Source organism: Janthinobacterium sp. NKUCC06_STL, from assembly GCF_019345455.1.
GTDB classification, from domain to species: Bacteria; Pseudomonadota; Gammaproteobacteria; order Burkholderiales; family Burkholderiaceae_D; genus Janthinobacterium; species Janthinobacterium rivuli.
In genome coordinates this window covers 725,364-739,950 of sequence record NZ_JAHKQY010000002.1, presented here as the reverse complement: position 1 = coordinate 739,950, position 14,587 = coordinate 725,364, and the positions used below count along the sequence as shown (strand labels likewise).

At 64.2% G+C, this 14,587-nt stretch carries 12 protein-coding genes; 11 read left to right on the top strand and 1 reads right to left on the bottom strand.

The genetic code is table 11. From position 1 onward, the window contains the following. Positions 1-44: 44 nt before the first annotated feature. From gap to KO539_RS12310, 11 genes are all read left to right on the top strand, one after another. Positions 45-1,055 (top strand): type I glyceraldehyde-3-phosphate dehydrogenase, encoded by a 1,011-nt coding sequence (gene gap / locus KO539_RS12360; protein WP_099402139.1) that lies wholly within the window; start codon positions 45-47, stop codon positions 1,053-1,055. 86 nt (positions 1,056-1,141) lie between these two features. Continuing rightward, positions 1,142-2,602 (top strand): pyruvate kinase, encoded by a 1,461-nt coding sequence (pyk, locus tag KO539_RS12355; protein ID WP_081922461.1) that lies wholly within the window; start codon positions 1,142-1,144, stop codon positions 2,600-2,602. 156 nt (positions 2,603-2,758) lie between these two features. Further along, entirely contained in the window at positions 2,759-2,932 is a 174-nt protein-coding gene (locus KO539_RS12350) for a hypothetical protein (RefSeq protein ID WP_161784151.1), read from the top strand. Between the two features lie 59 nt (positions 2,933-2,991). After that, a complete protein-coding gene (locus KO539_RS12345; protein WP_219309644.1) occupies positions 2,992-3,474 on the top strand; it encodes a DUF3617 family protein in 483 nt (160 codons plus the stop codon). 81 nt (positions 3,475-3,555) lie between these two features. Beyond that, positions 3,556-4,116, top strand: a complete 561-nt coding sequence (locus tag KO539_RS12340; RefSeq protein WP_219309642.1) for a sigma-70 family RNA polymerase sigma factor — start codon at positions 3,556-3,558, stop codon at positions 4,114-4,116. Then, positions 4,113-5,078 (top strand): FecR domain-containing protein, encoded by a 966-nt coding sequence (locus tag KO539_RS12335; RefSeq protein ID WP_219309640.1) that lies wholly within the window; start codon positions 4,113-4,115, stop codon positions 5,076-5,078. The genes KO539_RS12340 and KO539_RS12335 overlap by 4 nt, the downstream gene beginning before the upstream one ends. Before the next feature lie 222 nt (positions 5,079-5,300). Then, positions 5,301-7,760 carry a TonB-dependent siderophore receptor gene (locus KO539_RS12330; RefSeq protein WP_257626249.1) on the top strand — a complete coding sequence of 820 codons (2,460 nt, stop codon included), beginning with the start codon at positions 5,301-5,303 and terminating at the stop codon, positions 7,758-7,760. A gap of 74 nt (positions 7,761-7,834) precedes the next feature. Continuing rightward, on the top strand, positions 7,835-8,203 hold the full coding sequence (locus KO539_RS12325; protein WP_219309628.1) for a hypothetical protein: 369 nt from the start codon (positions 7,835-7,837) through the stop codon (positions 8,201-8,203). Beyond that, the gene (locus KO539_RS12320) at positions 8,200-8,856 is read left to right on the top strand and encodes a hypothetical protein (protein ID WP_219309625.1); all 657 of its coding nucleotides are present in this window, start codon (positions 8,200-8,202) and stop codon (positions 8,854-8,856) included. The genes KO539_RS12325 and KO539_RS12320 overlap by 4 nt, the downstream gene beginning before the upstream one ends. A gap of 358 nt (positions 8,857-9,214) precedes the next feature. After that, positions 9,215-12,922 carry a PAS domain S-box protein gene (locus tag KO539_RS12315; RefSeq protein WP_219309623.1) on the top strand — a complete coding sequence of 1,236 codons (3,708 nt, stop codon included), beginning with the start codon at positions 9,215-9,217 and terminating at the stop codon, positions 12,920-12,922. Between the two features lie 13 nt (positions 12,923-12,935). Continuing rightward, positions 12,936-13,931 (top strand): HD domain-containing phosphohydrolase, encoded by a 996-nt coding sequence (locus tag KO539_RS12310; RefSeq protein ID WP_176389884.1) that lies wholly within the window; start codon positions 12,936-12,938, stop codon positions 13,929-13,931. A gap of 218 nt (positions 13,932-14,149) precedes the next feature. Here KO539_RS12310 and KO539_RS12305 read toward each other — a convergent pair whose 3' ends face one another. After that, complete coding sequence (locus tag KO539_RS12305) at positions 14,150-14,584, bottom strand: hypothetical protein (protein ID WP_219309621.1); 435 nt, start codon at positions 14,582-14,584, stop codon at positions 14,150-14,152. Positions 14,585-14,587 lie beyond the last annotated feature (3 nt).

The following is a 14,587-nucleotide window of genomic DNA, read 5'->3' as shown; positions in this document are numbered from 1 at the left end:
TGGGTTGGCTATACGAACTCAGCAGAAAACAACAAGGAGACAGCATGACCATCAAAGTTGCCATCAATGGCTATGGCCGCATCGGCCGCAACGTCTTGCGCGCGTTTTATGAAGGCGGCAAGCAGCAGGATATCGAAATCGTCGCCATCAATGACCTGGGCGACGCCAAGTCGAATGCCCATCTGACGCGCTACGACACGGTGCACGGCAAGTTTCCCGGCGTCGTCACCATCGATGGCGAAAACATGCTCGTCAATGGCGACCGCATCCGCGTCTTCGCGCAGCGCGACCCGGCCCTGATACCGTGGGGAGAGTTGGGCGTTGATGTGGTGCTCGAATGCACGGGTTTCTTCACGACAAAGGAAAAAGCCTCGGCCCATTTGAAGGGCGGGGCGAAAAAAGTCATCATTTCCGCACCGGGCGGCAAGGACGTGGACGCCACCATCGTGTTCGGCGTCAACCAGCACGTGCTGAAAGCCACGGACACCGTGATTTCCAACGCGTCGTGCACGACGAATTGCCTCGCGCCACTGGTCAAACCGCTCAACGACGCCATCGGCATCGAATCGGGCCTGATGACCACCGTGCACGCCTACACGAATGACCAGGTGCTCTCCGACGTGATGCATGAAGACTTGCGCCGCGCCCGCTCGGCCACGCATTCGATGATTCCCACCAAGACGGGCGCGGCGGCCGCTGTCGGCCTCGTCTTGCCGGAACTCAATGGCAAGCTCGATGGCTTTGCCATCCGCGTGCCGACGATCAACGTGTCGCTGGTCGACCTGTCCTTCATCGCCAAGCGCGACACCAGCGTCGAGGAAGTCAACGCCTTGCTGAAAACGGCGTCGGAAGGCGCCCTGAAAGGCATCCTGACGTACCAGACGGAACCGCTCGTCTCCATCGATTTCAACCACAACCCGGCTTCGTCGAACTTCGATTCGACCCTGACCAAGGTTTCGGGCCGCCTCGTGAAAGTGTCGTCGTGGTACGACAACGAGTGGGGCTTCTCGAACCGCATGTTGGACACCACGGTCGCCCTGATGGCGGCCAAGTAAGAACGTAGTACCGCTGATCCAGCGCACCAGGACGGCCGGCCCACAAGGCTGGCCCTTGTAGCAACTTATTTTAGAAAGCAGCAACCATGACCATGCAAGTACAGCAACGCGCCACCAAGATCGTTTCCACCATCGGCCCCGCTTCGAACGATATCGATACCCTGGTCCGCATGTTCAAGGCCGGCGTCGACGTCGTGCGCCTGAACTTTTCGCATGGCAAGGCGCAAGACCATATCGACCGCGCCCGCATGGTGCGCGAAGCGGCAGCCCTGTGCGGCCGCGAAGTGGCCATCATGGCCGACTTGCAAGGCCCGAAGATTCGCGTCGGCAAGTTTGAAGAAGGCAAGATTTTCCTGGAAAATGGCGCCAAGTTCATCCTCGACGCGAAATGGGGCGAAAACGGTGAACTGGGCAATCTCGAGCGCTGCGGCCTCGACTACAAGGAATTGCCGCGCGACTTGCGCGCCGCCGACGTATTGCTGCTCAATGACGGCCTGATCGTGCTGACGGTCGACAAAGTCGTCGGCAGCGAAATCCACACCACCGTCAAGATCGGCGGCGAGTTGTCGAACAACAAGGGCATCAACCGCCAGGGCGGCGGCTTGTCCGCGCCAGCGCTGACGGCAAAGGATATGGAAGACGTGAAAACGGCGATGAGCTTCCAGGCCGATTACGTGGCCGTCTCGTTCCCGAAAAACGCCACCGACATGGTGATGGCGCGCCAGCTGGCCAATATCGCCGGCGAAGCGTGGGACCACAAGCCGATGATGATCGCCAAGATCGAACGCGCGGAAGCCATTCCTGCGCTGCAAGAAATTCTCGACGCCTCCGACGGCATCATGGTGGCCCGCGGCGACCTGGCCGTCGAAGTGGGCAATGCGGCCGTGCCTGCCTTGCAAAAGCGCATGATCAAGATGGCGCGCGCGTCGAACAAGCTGGCGATCACGGCCACGCAGATGATGGAATCGATGATCGTCAACGCCGTGCCGACCCGCGCGGAAGTGTCCGACGTGGCCAATGCCGTGCTCGACGGCACGGATGCCGTCATGACGTCGGCGGAAACGGCGTCGGGGCGTTATCCGATCGAAACGGTGGAAGCGATGGCCGCCATCTGCCTGGACGCGGAGAAATGGGACACTTGCAAGCTGGACGCCGATTTCCTCAACGCCACGTTCTCGCGCATCGACCAGTCGATCGCCTACGGCGCCCTGTTTACGGCCCACCATTTGCGCGTCAAAGCGATTGCCACCCTGACGGAATCGGGTTCGACGGCACTATGGATGAGCCGTTGCAACATCGACATCCCCATCGTCGCCCTGACCCCGAGCGTGGGCACGCGCCGCAAGCTGGCCCTGTACCGCAACGTCAGCACCCTGGAACTGACGTCCGGCACCGACCGCGACAAGGTCTTGCAGCAGGCGGAAGATTTGCTGGTCGAGCATAAAGTCGTGGCCAAGGGCGACACGGTCGTGCTGACCTGGGGCGAGCCGATGGGCAAGGTCGGCGGCACGAATGCACTGAAAATCATGAAGATCGGCCAGCACTGACCGTCTCGCCCGCCGCCAGTCGCCTGCAGCCTTAAGAATGGCTGAAAAACAGGCGCTTGGCCACCCGCCGCAATGGCAGATGCCCAATCTGCCATTGCGGTCGCCACATTTCCGTGTCAGCATGGCTTCCTGCCCTCCAGGGCGCATCCGGAGTTCATGATGACCGAGTACTTGCCTGCCTTGATCTGGTCGCTGTCGGCCTTCGCTTGCCTCTTCATCGCCAAACACCGCGCCTTACGAATAACGGCCATCCGTGCCGTCCTGGTGACTTTCCTGGGGCCGTTTGTTATTCCCTTCGTGCTGGCCGCAAGGCCCGAGATACGCCGCTAAGCGTGTGGCCTGCGCGCGTTCCTCTTTGCTATAGTCAAGTTTTTAGCTGAGGAATGCCCATGCAGCGCAGCGCGCCCCTGTTTCTGATGACCATCCTTGCCCTGTCCACGGCCACGTTCGCTTCGGCGGCCGAGCCGGCGCAGCGCTTGCAACGTGCTACGGGGCTGTGGAAGGTGACGCCCGCCACCTCGCCATTTTCCTGGGAAATCTGCGTCGACCACGCGCGCGACCGACTGATCGACGATGACCTGTGGTCCGATTTCGAACAGGAATGCAAGATCGAGTCGCACAGCCGCCAGGGCGATAGTTACCATTTTCAGTCCAACTGTCCGGACGCCAGGCTGGCCGTCACCTTCAAGGGCGACCTGGCCATGGCATATACCCTGAGCGCCGACACCACCGTGCAAGTCAATGGCAAGAGCGAAGTGCAGCGCACGGAACTGGCGGCCGTGTTCCATGGCGCTTGTCCGGCCGGGCTGGCGCCGGGCGCGAAGAAAATGCGCGGCGGCATGGTGATGAAGAGCTTGTATACCGACCGCTAGAAAATTGCCGCCACGTTGAAACAACAGTTTCCAGGGATAGGCAGGCATTGGCATTGACGCCGGAGGCCATGATTTGTGATAATGAGAATTATTATCAATTGGCCGCGCCTTGCCTTGCGCGCATCGGAGTCCCCAGTGAACATTGCGCAGTCCAGCGAGTCGATAGCCGGCATTTACAGCCACCACCATGGCTGGCTGATGCGCTGGCTGCGCGCCAAGCTGCAGTGCGCTGACCATGCGGCCGACCTGGCACAGGATACCTTCGTGCGCCTGCTGACGGCGCCACCGGAGAACCGGCAAAGCTTGCGCGAGCCGCGCGCCTATCTGACGACCGTGGCGCAGCGCCTGCTGATCGATCATTACCGGCGCCTGTCGCTGGAGCAGGCCTGGCTGGAAACGCTGGCGCAGCAGCCTGAATTGCTGATGCAGTCGCCGGAAGAACGGCTGCTCGTGCGCGAAGCCCTGCAGCGCATCGATGCCATGCTCGACGGCTTGCCGCCGCCGGTGCGCAGCGCCTTCCTGTTGGCCCACGTTGACGGCCTCGGCTACGGGGAAATCGCCCGGCGCCTGGCCGTGAGCGAGCGCAGCATCAAGCGCTACATGGTGCAGGCGTTCGAGCGCTGCATCCTGCTGATCCTGTGAGCGCCATCGATCCCCGCGCCGCGCGCGCGGCGGCGCAATGGCTGGTGCGCCTGCACGGCGGCGCCTTGACTCACGACGAGCAGCAAGCGTTCCAGGCCTGGCGCGCCAGCGATCCCGCGCATGAAACGGCCTGGCAGCGGGCCGAACTGGTGTGCAGCACCCTGGCCAGCGTGCCGCCCGCGCTGCGCCAGGCGGCGGACGCGGCGGGGCCGTCGCCGCAGCGGCGCGCCGTGCTCTATGGCCTGGCGGGGTTGATCGCGGCCGGGCCGGCGCTGTGGCTGGCCAGCCAGTCGGCACCCTGGCAAGCGTGGCGCGCCGACGTCCGCACGGCCAGGGGCGAGATTCGCCACATGACATTACCCGACGGCACGCAGCTGGTGCTCAATACGGACACGGCCATCGACGTGCGTTTTGACGCCGCGGCGCGACTGGTGGACTTGCATGCGGGTGAACTTCATGTTGCCACGGCGCAGGACGGGGCCGTGCCGGCGCGTCCGTTTCTCGTGCGCAGCAGCAATGGTTCCGTGCGCGCGCTGGGCACGCATTTCAGCGTGCGCCAGCGCGGTACTGTGCTGGCGCCGCGCACCGAGGTCAGCGTCAGCGAGGGGGCCGTCGAGATCGCGCCATCGCAGGCGCCCGAGACCTTGCACAGGGTCGATGCGGGCCGGCAGGGCAGTTTCGACGACGTCGCCGTTTCCGCCTTGACGCCGCTGTCACCGCATGCGGATGCCTGGCTGCGGGGCGTGCTGATCGCCGAGCGCATGCCGCTTGGCGAGGTGCTGGAACAGGTGGCGCGCTACCGCTATGGCGTGCTGCGCTGCGATCCCGCGCTGGCCGCCATGCCCGTGGACGGTATCTTCCAGCTGAACGACCCGGACAACATCCTGCTCTTGCTGCAGCGCTCCCTGCCGATCCGGCTGGCGCGCCGCACGCGCTACTGGATCAGTGTCGAGGCGGCTTGAGCTGGTCGGATTACGCGTGGCCTTGCCCCGCTAAGCCGACCTACGCCTGTCGGGTATGGTAGGTCGGCTTAGCCCGTAGGGCGTAAGCCGACGTGCTCCAATTTACTTCTTGCCTGTCCCTTTTTGCGGATTGCTTCGTCATACAAGATAGAGAACGAACAATCCGAACCATCGAAAGGGCTTTACATGGCTTTGCAGCACCGCAGTTTGACAACGGCACGCATGACGCTCCATCCCACCACCGGCGCCGTGCGCGCCGCGCTGGTTCTGTTCCTCGCCGTGGGCGCCGCCGGCGCCGGCTTGCCGCAAATGGCGCTGGCCGCCGAGTCCGCCCCGGCCGTCACCGCGCGCGACTATCATATCCCCGCCGGCAGCCTGCGCGATGCGTTGCCCGCGTTTGCCATCGCCGCCGGGATCAATCTGTCCACCCAGGGCGTGGCGCTCGACGGCATGGCGACGCCGGGCTTGCAGGGGCGCCATGGTGTCACGGCCGGCCTGCAAAAACTGCTGCAAGGCAGCGGCCTCGAAGTGACGGATGGTGGCAATGGCAATTACCTGCTGCGCAAGATCAATGCCAGCACGGCCGATGGCGGCCTGGCCAGCATGCCGGCCGTCGTCGTCAGCGCCGAAGCCGACCGCGCCACGGAAGGCACGGGGCTATACACGTCGAGGAATATGTCGACGGCCACAGGCTTGAACCTGTCGCAGCGCCACACGCCGCAAACGGTGAGCGTCATTTCGCGCCAGCAAATGGAAGATTTCGATCTGACCACCCTGCAGGACGTGGCGCGCGCCACACCCGGCATCTATGGCAAGACGCAGGGCGTGTCCGACCAGGAAACCAGGTATTTCGCGCGCGGCTTCGCCTTGAGCCACGTGAATGTCGATGGCTTGCCGCTCGACGTCACGGATTTCAATGAGCGCAACGTCTCCGCCGACATGCTGATGTACGACCGCGTGGAAGTGGTGCGCGGCGCCACTGGCCTGATGGAAGGGGCGGGCGCGCCGTCTGGCAGCATCAACATGGTGCGCAAGCGTCCCACGGCCACGCCTTTGCTGGACGCCTCCATTCACCTGGGCAGCTGGAAGGACCGGCAATTGACGGTGGACGCCAGCAATGCGCTGAACGACTCGGGCAGCGTGCGCGGGCGCGTGGCGGCCAGCCTGCGCGACAGCGATAGTTTTGTGGACGTGGTCAACAACAAGAACAGCACCGTGTATGCGATCGTCGAGGCGGACCTGACGCCATCGACCACGGCCGGCATCTGTTTTTCGCGCCAGCACAGCCGCACAGACGGCGTGTTCGTCGGCTTGCCGACCTTGCTTGACGGCCGTCACATGGACTTGCCCCGCTCGACTTTCCTGAACAATGCTGATTCCTTCCAGAAACGCGACAACAACGTCGTCTTCGCCGACCTGGAAACAAAGCTGGAGAAGGGCTGGCGCAGCCGCTTTGCCATCACGCATATCGACGCCTCGTCGGACACGCGCAATACCACCAACAGCCGCGTCGCTGGCGAAACGTATCTGCTGGAACAGTCGGAAACGGGCTGGAAGTACGGCACGAAGCAAGTGGTGGCGGACTGGCGCTTGAGCGGCCCCGTCACCTGGTTCGGCCGCCAGCATGACGTCATCGTCGGCGCCAGCTACCGCCATGACGATTCGGACGCGGCCCAGAGCTGGGAAGGCGCGCAAACGCGCGTGATCGATATCCGCCGCTGGAATCCGCGCGCCTACCGCATGAACGGCGCGCCATTTGAGCCGTACAACTGGGGCCGCAAGACGGACGAGAAGGGCCTGTACGCGGCCGGCAACTTCAGCCTGGCCGATCCGCTGCGCCTGGTGCTGGGCGGGCGCTTCGGCTGGTATGCGCAGGATGTCACGGGCTGGTATGCCACCAATCCGACGTGGCGCCGCAGCCTGACGGAGAACGCGAAATTTACGCCGTACGCTGGCCTCGTCTACGATCTGGACCAGCACCACTCCATGTATGCGAGCGGCACGCAGATTTTCGAGCCGCAAAGCGTGCTCGATGTCAAAGGCAGTACCTTGCCGCCGTTGAGCGGCACCAACCTGGAAGTGGGCGTCAAGGGAGAATATTTTGGCGGCAGGCTCAACGCCAGCGGCGCCTTGTTCCGCATCCGGCAAAACAACCGCGCCATGACCGATGAAGTCAATTGCCCCACGGGCGGCCCCATCTATTGCGCCCGCGCGGCCGGTCAAGTGCAAAGCGAAGGCGTCGACTTGCAATTGTCGGGCTCACCATTGCCGGGCTGGCAGATTTCGGGAGGCTACACCTATGTGCTGGCCAAGTACACGAAGGACAGCGTGGCCGCCAACATCGGCCAGCGCATCGCCACCGATGAACCGAAGCAATTGTTCAAGCTGTACACGAACGTGCAGCTGAACGGCAGCCTGGCGCCATGGAATGTGGGTGCCTCCGTGTACGCGCAGGACAAGATCTACCGCCGCGATACGGCCTACCTGACGCGGCAGGGCGGCTACGCCACCGTCGGGTTGACGGCCGGCTATCGCATCAATGAGCAGCTGCAGCTGCGCGTGAATATCGATAACGTGCTCGACCGCCGCTACTATCAGGCGCTCGGCTATTCCTGGTCGGGCGGGCTGGAGCGCTATGGCGCGCCGCGCAGCGTGCTTGTCTCGCTGAACTACAAGATGTAGCGGCTGCGCCAGCGGAGCGCGCCCGTGCGGGCGCCTCTGCTACACTGCCGCCGTCTTTATCTTTCCCCTTTGCCATGACCGCTACTCCTGTCCTCACACCCCTGAAAAGCGCCTTCCAGCAATCGCGCGCCGAGAATAACATCGAGCTGATCCTGCCTGAACTGCTGGCCGCGCAACTGCACGTCGTCATCGGCGGGCAAAGCGAGCAGATCGACCTGTTCCTCGTGCCGTCGCCCAATCCCGAGCGCCAGTGCGTCACGGTGGCGGAAGATCTGGCCTTCCTGGCCGGCATCGCCTTTCCGAAGATTCCCGTCACGGGCGCGCAATTGGTCGCCTCGATTCCGGCCGAGATCGAAATCGTCATCCTGCATGGCGATGGCGCCAATTACCTGACGCGCGAGCAACTGGCGTGGTTCCGCGGCATGCTGGCGCAGCATACTTGAGCGGCATTCCCGCCAGGCGCTTCAAGCCGGCGCGCGCGGAATGGATACGCTTTGCGGCCGCCGACGATGCCAGCGCGCAAGCGGCGATGCTGGCCAATCTGCGTCCCGTGCTGTGGCGCAGCGTGCTGCTGGGCGGCTGCGGCCTGATCCTCGCCTTTGTCGGACAAGCCGTCTGGCGCGATGCGGCGTACGCGGGCGAGGCAGTGCTGCTGCTCCTGCCGGCGCTGGCCGCATGGATCGTCGCCCTGTTGGTGCTGACTGGCCCCGCTCTGTCTTTTCATGTCGAGATCAACGACGCCGGCCTGTTGCTGCGCCGGGTGGCGCGGCGCCTGCCTGGCCATGACAAGGTGCTGCAACTGGCGCCGCGGCAGATCCGCGCGCTCGAGGTGGTGACCTACGCGGGCGCCGTGAATGTCTACCGCGGCGGGCCGCCGATGGCGCGCGTGGAGCTGCTGCTGCACACGACCCTCGACGACTGTCCGCTGATCCGCGTGGTGGGCATGGATCTGCCCGTGCCGCAGCGCTGGTCCTTGCGGCAGATCAAGGACGAATTGAGTCGCCGCTGTACGTTGGCCGGTATCCCTGTGGCCGTGCGGGCCGGTCCGTCCTATCAGGCATCTGCCGCGATACGCGCGCAGTGGCCGCCAGCCTGAACAGACGAGCGCTGTCGCATGGCGACCTCAGAATATTGCCTTTCTTGTCATAATATTGCTGAAGTCCTATGAATATGTTCGCAAAGCAACTATACTCATGGCTCTTTAAAAATCATCGTCACGCTGGCGGCCAGCCATCCGCGCCAGAGTTCGTACGCATTCCGCTTTTTCCCTCTGTAAAAAGCACCTTTCCCCCGCGCGGCAGGCGCGGGCGTGATGACCGAGCCTTGCCCTGGTCGACTGCTACCGTTGTCTTTTCCGCTGTGTTGCCGCTTTAGTAAAAAGCGTGGCGCCGGCGCGCGCGGTGCGCCGTCATGTTTTGCGACGTCACGTTTCACTCTATTGAGTTCACGACAGTATGCTGAGTTCCATCTTTGCCGTATCGACCGATACCATGCAGTACATCTATGGCACGCACAATGCGTGGCTGGTGCTGTTTTCCATCGGCATCGCCATCTTTGCCTCGTTCATGGCCTTGCAGATCGCCGGCATGGCGCGCAGCAGCGAGCGCGGCTTCCAGCGCCAGACGGCCATCATCACGGGCGCCATCGCGCTGGGCGGCGGCATCTGGTCGATGCACTTCATCGGCATGCTGGCCTTCGACATTTGCACGCGCGTCTCCTTCGACCCCAGCCTGACCTTGCTGTCCATGCTGCCCGGCGTGGCCGCTTCGTGGGTGGCGCTGCACATGCTGGCGCGTCCGAGCATCAACTGGCGCCAGCTGGTGGTGGGCGGCGTGCTCGTCGGCGTGGGCATCGGTTCCATGCATTACAGCGGCATGGCCGCCATGCAGACGTCGCTGACCCTGCATTACCAGCCGTGGCTGTTCGCCCTGTCGCTGGTAGTGGCGGTCGTCATGGCCATGCTGGCGCTGTGGATACGCTTCGGCCTGAGCGCCATGCGTTTGCGCCTCAGTCCCCTGGCGTCCTTGCTGGTCAGCAGCGTCGTCATGGGGTTGGCCATTTCCGGCATGCATTACACTGGCATGCTGGCGGCGCGTTTTTCCGGCACCCCCACGGCGGGCGAGAACACAATTACCGTGCAAGCGTCGTTCGTGGCGCTGGCCGTGGCCCTGATCACCGTCACCCTGACCGTCTTCGTGGCCGCCGCGAATGGCTTGCTGCGCTACCGCCAGTTGCTGCGCCACGCCAGCGCCAGCGAATCGCGCCTGCGCGCCATCGTCGATACGGCGGCCGACGGCTTGATCACCATCGATGGCCAGGGCAAGGTGCGTTCCTTCAACCCCGCCGCGGAAAGCCTGTTCGGCTGGCGCGAAGCGGACATCGTGGGGCGCGACGCCAGCGTGCTGCTGCAGCCGGCCGATGCGGCCGAGTACCAGGGCTATCTGCGCGACTACCTGGAAACGGGCGCCTCGCGCATCCTCGACAGCGGACGCGAACTCGATGGCTGCCACAAGGATGGCACGGTGCTGCCCATGCGCGTGGCGATCGGCAAGATCGACACGCCGGGCCAGCCCCTGTTCGTGGCGTTCGTCACGGACATGCGCTCGTCGCGCAGCATGGAGCAGGCGCTGAAAGACAGTGAGCGCCAGTACCGCACCCTGATCCGCAATATCCCGGGCGTGTCCTTCCACTGCAGCTTCGCGCCCGAATGGAAGATGATCTTCATCAGCGACGCCGTTTTCAACCTGACGGGCTGGATGCCGCAGGACTTCATCGAGGGGAGAGTCAGGCTGTTCGAGCTTGTGCACCCGGACGACCGCCAGCGCGTCAACGACACCTGCGTGCAGGCGGCCGGCGAAAAGCGTGATTTCGAAAACGTCTACCGCATGATGCACCGCGACGGGCGCGAGCGCTGGGTGCGCGAAAGCAGCGGGCCCGTGCTCGATAACGACGGCGTGGTGCGCTGGATCGACGGCGTCATCCTCGACATCACGGAAAGCGAATTGCGCAACGCCGAATACGAAGGCAAGGTGACGGCCATCTCGCGCGCGACGGCCGTCGCCGAGTTCGACCTGCAGGGGCGCATCCTGGCGGCCAACGAGAACTTCCTCGACCTGGTCGGCTACCGGCTCGACGACGTGCTGGGCCTGCACCACAGCATCTTCTGCGAACCGGGTTATGTGACTTCGCCCGATTACATCGCGTTCTGGCAGCACCTGGCGCAGGGGGAATTCAACACGGGCGAGTACAAGCGCATCGACAAGGATGGCCGCGAAGTGTGGATACAGGCCTCGTACAACCCGATCTTCAACACGGACGGCAAGCCGTTCAAGGTGGTCAAGCTGGCCACGGACGTGAGCGAACGGCGCGCCATGCAGGAAAACCTGCGTGCGGCAAAAGACCGCGCCGAACTGGCCGCCGAATCGAAGACCAGCTTCCTGGCCAACATGAGCCATGAAATCCGCACGCCGATGAACGCCATCATCGGCTTTACGGAAGTGCTGCTGGGCACAGCCCTGGACAGCCTGCAGCGCCGCCACCTGGGCACGGTGCGCCAGTCGGCCCGCTCGCTGCTGGAACTGCTGAACGACATCCTCGATACGGCCAAGCTGGAAAAGGGCGCCACCGAACTGGAACTGGTGGACTTCTCGCTGCCCGACCTGGTCGATCACGTGGCCGCGTCGCTGCGCGTCACGGCGCATGCGCGCGACCTGGTGCTGCATGTCGATGTCGATCCCGGCATGGGCCAGTTCTTTCTGGGCGACGCGCGCCGGGTGCAGCAGGTGCTGACGAACTTGATCGGTAACGCCGTCAAGTTCACGGAAGTGGGCCATGTGCGCGTGGCCGTCGACATGCAGGGCGAGCAGGTGCATATCGCCGTGCACGACACGGGCATCGGCATTCCTGCCGACCGCCTGGATAAAATCTTTGCCCCGTTTACGCAAGCCGATTCCTCGATGAGCCGGCGCTTTGGCGGCACGGGCCTGGGCACGACGATTTCGCTGCAGCTGGTCGAGCTGATGAAAGGTACCATCACCGTGGAAAGCACCCTGGGCGTGGGCAGCGTGTTCCACGTGCTGCTGCCGCTGGCGCCGGGCAAGGCCGTGGCGCGCCGCAGCGAGCAACCGGTGGTGGCCCTGCCGCCGCTGCGCATCCTGGCGGCCGACGACGTGCCGCAGAACGTGGAGCTGCTCTTGATCAGCCTGGGCGCGGCCGGCCACCAGGTGATCGCCGCCAGCGATGGCGAGAGCGCCGTGCGCGAGTTCAGCAAGGGCAGTTTCGACATCGTCCTGATGGACGTGCAGATGCCACGCATGGATGGCCTGGAAGCGACGCGCCTGATCCGCGTATTCGAGCGCGAGCAGGGCCTGAAGGCGACACCCATCATCGCCCTGACGGCCAGCGTGCTGGAACAGGACCGGCGCGCCGCGCAGACGGCCGGCATGAACGGCTTTGCTTCAAAGCCGCTGGAAATGCACAAGCTGACGGCGGAAATCGCCCGCCTGCTCGATATCGCCGTGGCCATGCCGCCGCCAGCCGCTGGTGCTGCGGCACGCGCGGCGGCCGGCCAGGTCGACTGGCAGCGCGGCATCGCCCTGTGGGGTGGACGCGAAGCCTTGCAGCGCGCGATTGGCCGCTTCGTGCAGGCCAATGGCGATTGCGCCGCCATGCTGGCGGCGGAACTGGAGCGCGGCGGCGTCAGCGTGGCCGGCCATCTGCTGCACCGTATCAAGGGTGCGGCGGGCAACCTGTGCCTGGTGCAGGTCGAAAGCCTGCTGGGACGCATCGAGCAAGCCATCGCGCGCCAGCTGCCGGTGACGCAATTGCTGGTGCAGCTGGCGGCCGCCTTCATGGCGCTGGCCGGCGAGCTGGAAGAGGCGGGGCTGCCGGCCGTGGCCATGCAGGCGCCGGCCGCCGGCGCGCTTCTCGATGCATCCGCCGCGGGCGCCTTGCTGCGGCAAGCCATCGCCAGCCTGGAAGGCGGGCAACTGGACGACGCCCTGATGGCGCAGATCGCCGCCATGCTGGCGCCGCACGGCCAGCAGCCGCGCCTGCAGGCGCTGGCCAGCGCCATCGACGACTTTGAATTTGCGCGCGCCGCGGGCGTGCTGCGCCAGCTGCTGGCGTGGCTGGAAACGCCAGCGCCTGCCGACCTTTCCTGATACTGGGCTAACGATGACCTTACACGAAGACAAACCGATCCTGCTGCTGGTCGACGATGAAGCGACGAATCTGCAGGTGCTGCGCCAGATTTTGCAGGACGATTACCGCCTGCTGTATGCGAAGGATGGCGAGAAGGCGCTGGAACTGGCGCAGAACAATCCCGTCGAACTGATCCTGCTCGACATCATGATGCCCGCCATGACGGGCTATGAAGTGTGTCGGCAACTGAAGGCCATGCCGGCCACCGCGTCCATCCCCGTCATTTTTGTGACGGCCCTGTGCGACGTGAAAGACGAGGCGGACGGCTTTGACGCGGGCGCCGTCGACTACATCACGAAACCCGTCAGCCCGCCCATCGTGCGCGCCCGCGTGCGCACGCATCTGTCGCTGGTCGACGCCGAGGAATTGCGCCGCTCGCGCCTGCAGGTGATCCAGACCCTGGGCCAGGCGGCCGAGTACAAGGACAACGAGACGGGCATGCACGTCATCCGCATGAGCTATTACGCGCGCCAGCTGGCACTGGCGGCCGGCTACAGCGCGGCCAGGGCGGAAGATTTATTGAATGCGGCGCCCATGCACGACGTGGGCAAGATCGGCATCCCCGACGCCATCCTGCAAAAGCCGGGCAAGCTCGATGCGGACGAATGGCAAGTCATGCGCCGCCACGCGGAAATCGGCGCGGCCATCATCGGCGAGCACGCAAGCGGCCTGCTGAAAATGGCGCGCACCATCGCCCTGACGCACCACGAGAAATGGGATGGCAGCGGCTATCCGCAAGGCTTGAAAGGCGAGGAAATCCCCCATGAAGGCCGCATCGTCGCCATTGCCGACGTCTTCGACGCCCTCACCAGCGAACGCCCGTACAAGCGCGCCTGGACCATCGACGAAGCCATCGCCACCATGCAGCGCGACAGCGGCACGCACTTCGACCCGGAGCTGCTGGCGCTGTTCGTGGAACAGCTGCCAGCCATGCTGGAGATCAAGGACAAGTGGCGCGAGCCGGTATAGGGAATCTCAGATCAGGGCGGGTCCACGCGCAGGTGATCGGCCAGCAACTGTGCATACGCAGCGCTGTCGCCAAATGCCAGCTGTGAGCACGCCATGGTCTGGCCCAAGGTTGCCATGTGGCGCGATGAAATGGCATACGCAAGTTTGCCGGGCTGGCGGCGCGATGGATACATGAAACCGTGAATCGCGCCGGCTTCCTGTGCGATGATCTGATCCAGCTACCAGCCCAGCCATTGGCACCAGCCGTGATCGGGGCTGCGCAATTGGTCAAAAATGCCGAGCCGGCTGGCGGCAAGCCCTGTCAGATCGAGCAATTGCAGCGGGGTGCTGAATGGCAAGGTCGCGATCAGCGCTTGTTCCGCCCTGTGCGCGATGTAAAACGTGCCCGGGCGCGTGACGTCGTTGCGGCAAAGCTGGGCTTCCCAGGCTGCCGTGTAGGCATCCTCCGCAATATATACCCAGTGATAGGGGAAGCCGTTTGAGTCAGCCAGCTCGGCGGGCGGCCCGAAGCGGTAGGTGCGTTCGACCTTCGCGGGCCAGATGGATGCCACGTTCCACGCTGCGCGTATCAGGGCCTGGCCAGCTGGAAAGGTGACGATATTGCGCAATAATTCTGCGCTCAACGATGCCAGCGCCGGCAGGCGCGCAGCCATGTC

Excerpts from the sequence above, each read along its gene's own strand:
- KO539_RS12305 (WP_219309621.1), bottom strand. The coding sequence starts at position 14,584 with ATGGCTGCGCGCCTGCCGGCGCTGGCATCGTTGAGCGCAGAATTATTG.
- gap (WP_099402139.1), top strand. The coding sequence starts at position 45 with ATGACCATCAAAGTTGCCATCAATGGCTATGGCCGCATCGGCCGCAAC.
- KO539_RS12350 (WP_161784151.1), top strand. The coding sequence starts at position 2,759 with ATGATGACCGAGTACTTGCCTGCCTTGATCTGGTCGCTGTCGGCCTTC.
- pyk (WP_081922461.1), top strand. The coding sequence starts at position 1,142 with ATGACCATGCAAGTACAGCAACGCGCCACCAAGATCGTTTCCACCATC.
- KO539_RS12330 (WP_257626249.1), top strand. The coding sequence starts at position 5,301 with ATGACGCTCCATCCCACCACCGGCGCCGTGCGCGCCGCGCTGGTTCTG.
- KO539_RS12325 (WP_219309628.1), top strand. The coding sequence starts at position 7,835 with ATGACCGCTACTCCTGTCCTCACACCCCTGAAAAGCGCCTTCCAGCAA.
- KO539_RS12340 (WP_219309642.1), top strand. The coding sequence starts at position 3,556 with ATGAGAATTATTATCAATTGGCCGCGCCTTGCCTTGCGCGCATCGGAG.
- KO539_RS12345 (WP_219309644.1), top strand. The coding sequence starts at position 2,992 with ATGCAGCGCAGCGCGCCCCTGTTTCTGATGACCATCCTTGCCCTGTCC.
- KO539_RS12315 (WP_219309623.1), top strand. The coding sequence starts at position 9,215 with ATGCTGAGTTCCATCTTTGCCGTATCGACCGATACCATGCAGTACATC.
- KO539_RS12310 (WP_176389884.1), top strand. The coding sequence starts at position 12,936 with ATGACCTTACACGAAGACAAACCGATCCTGCTGCTGGTCGACGATGAA.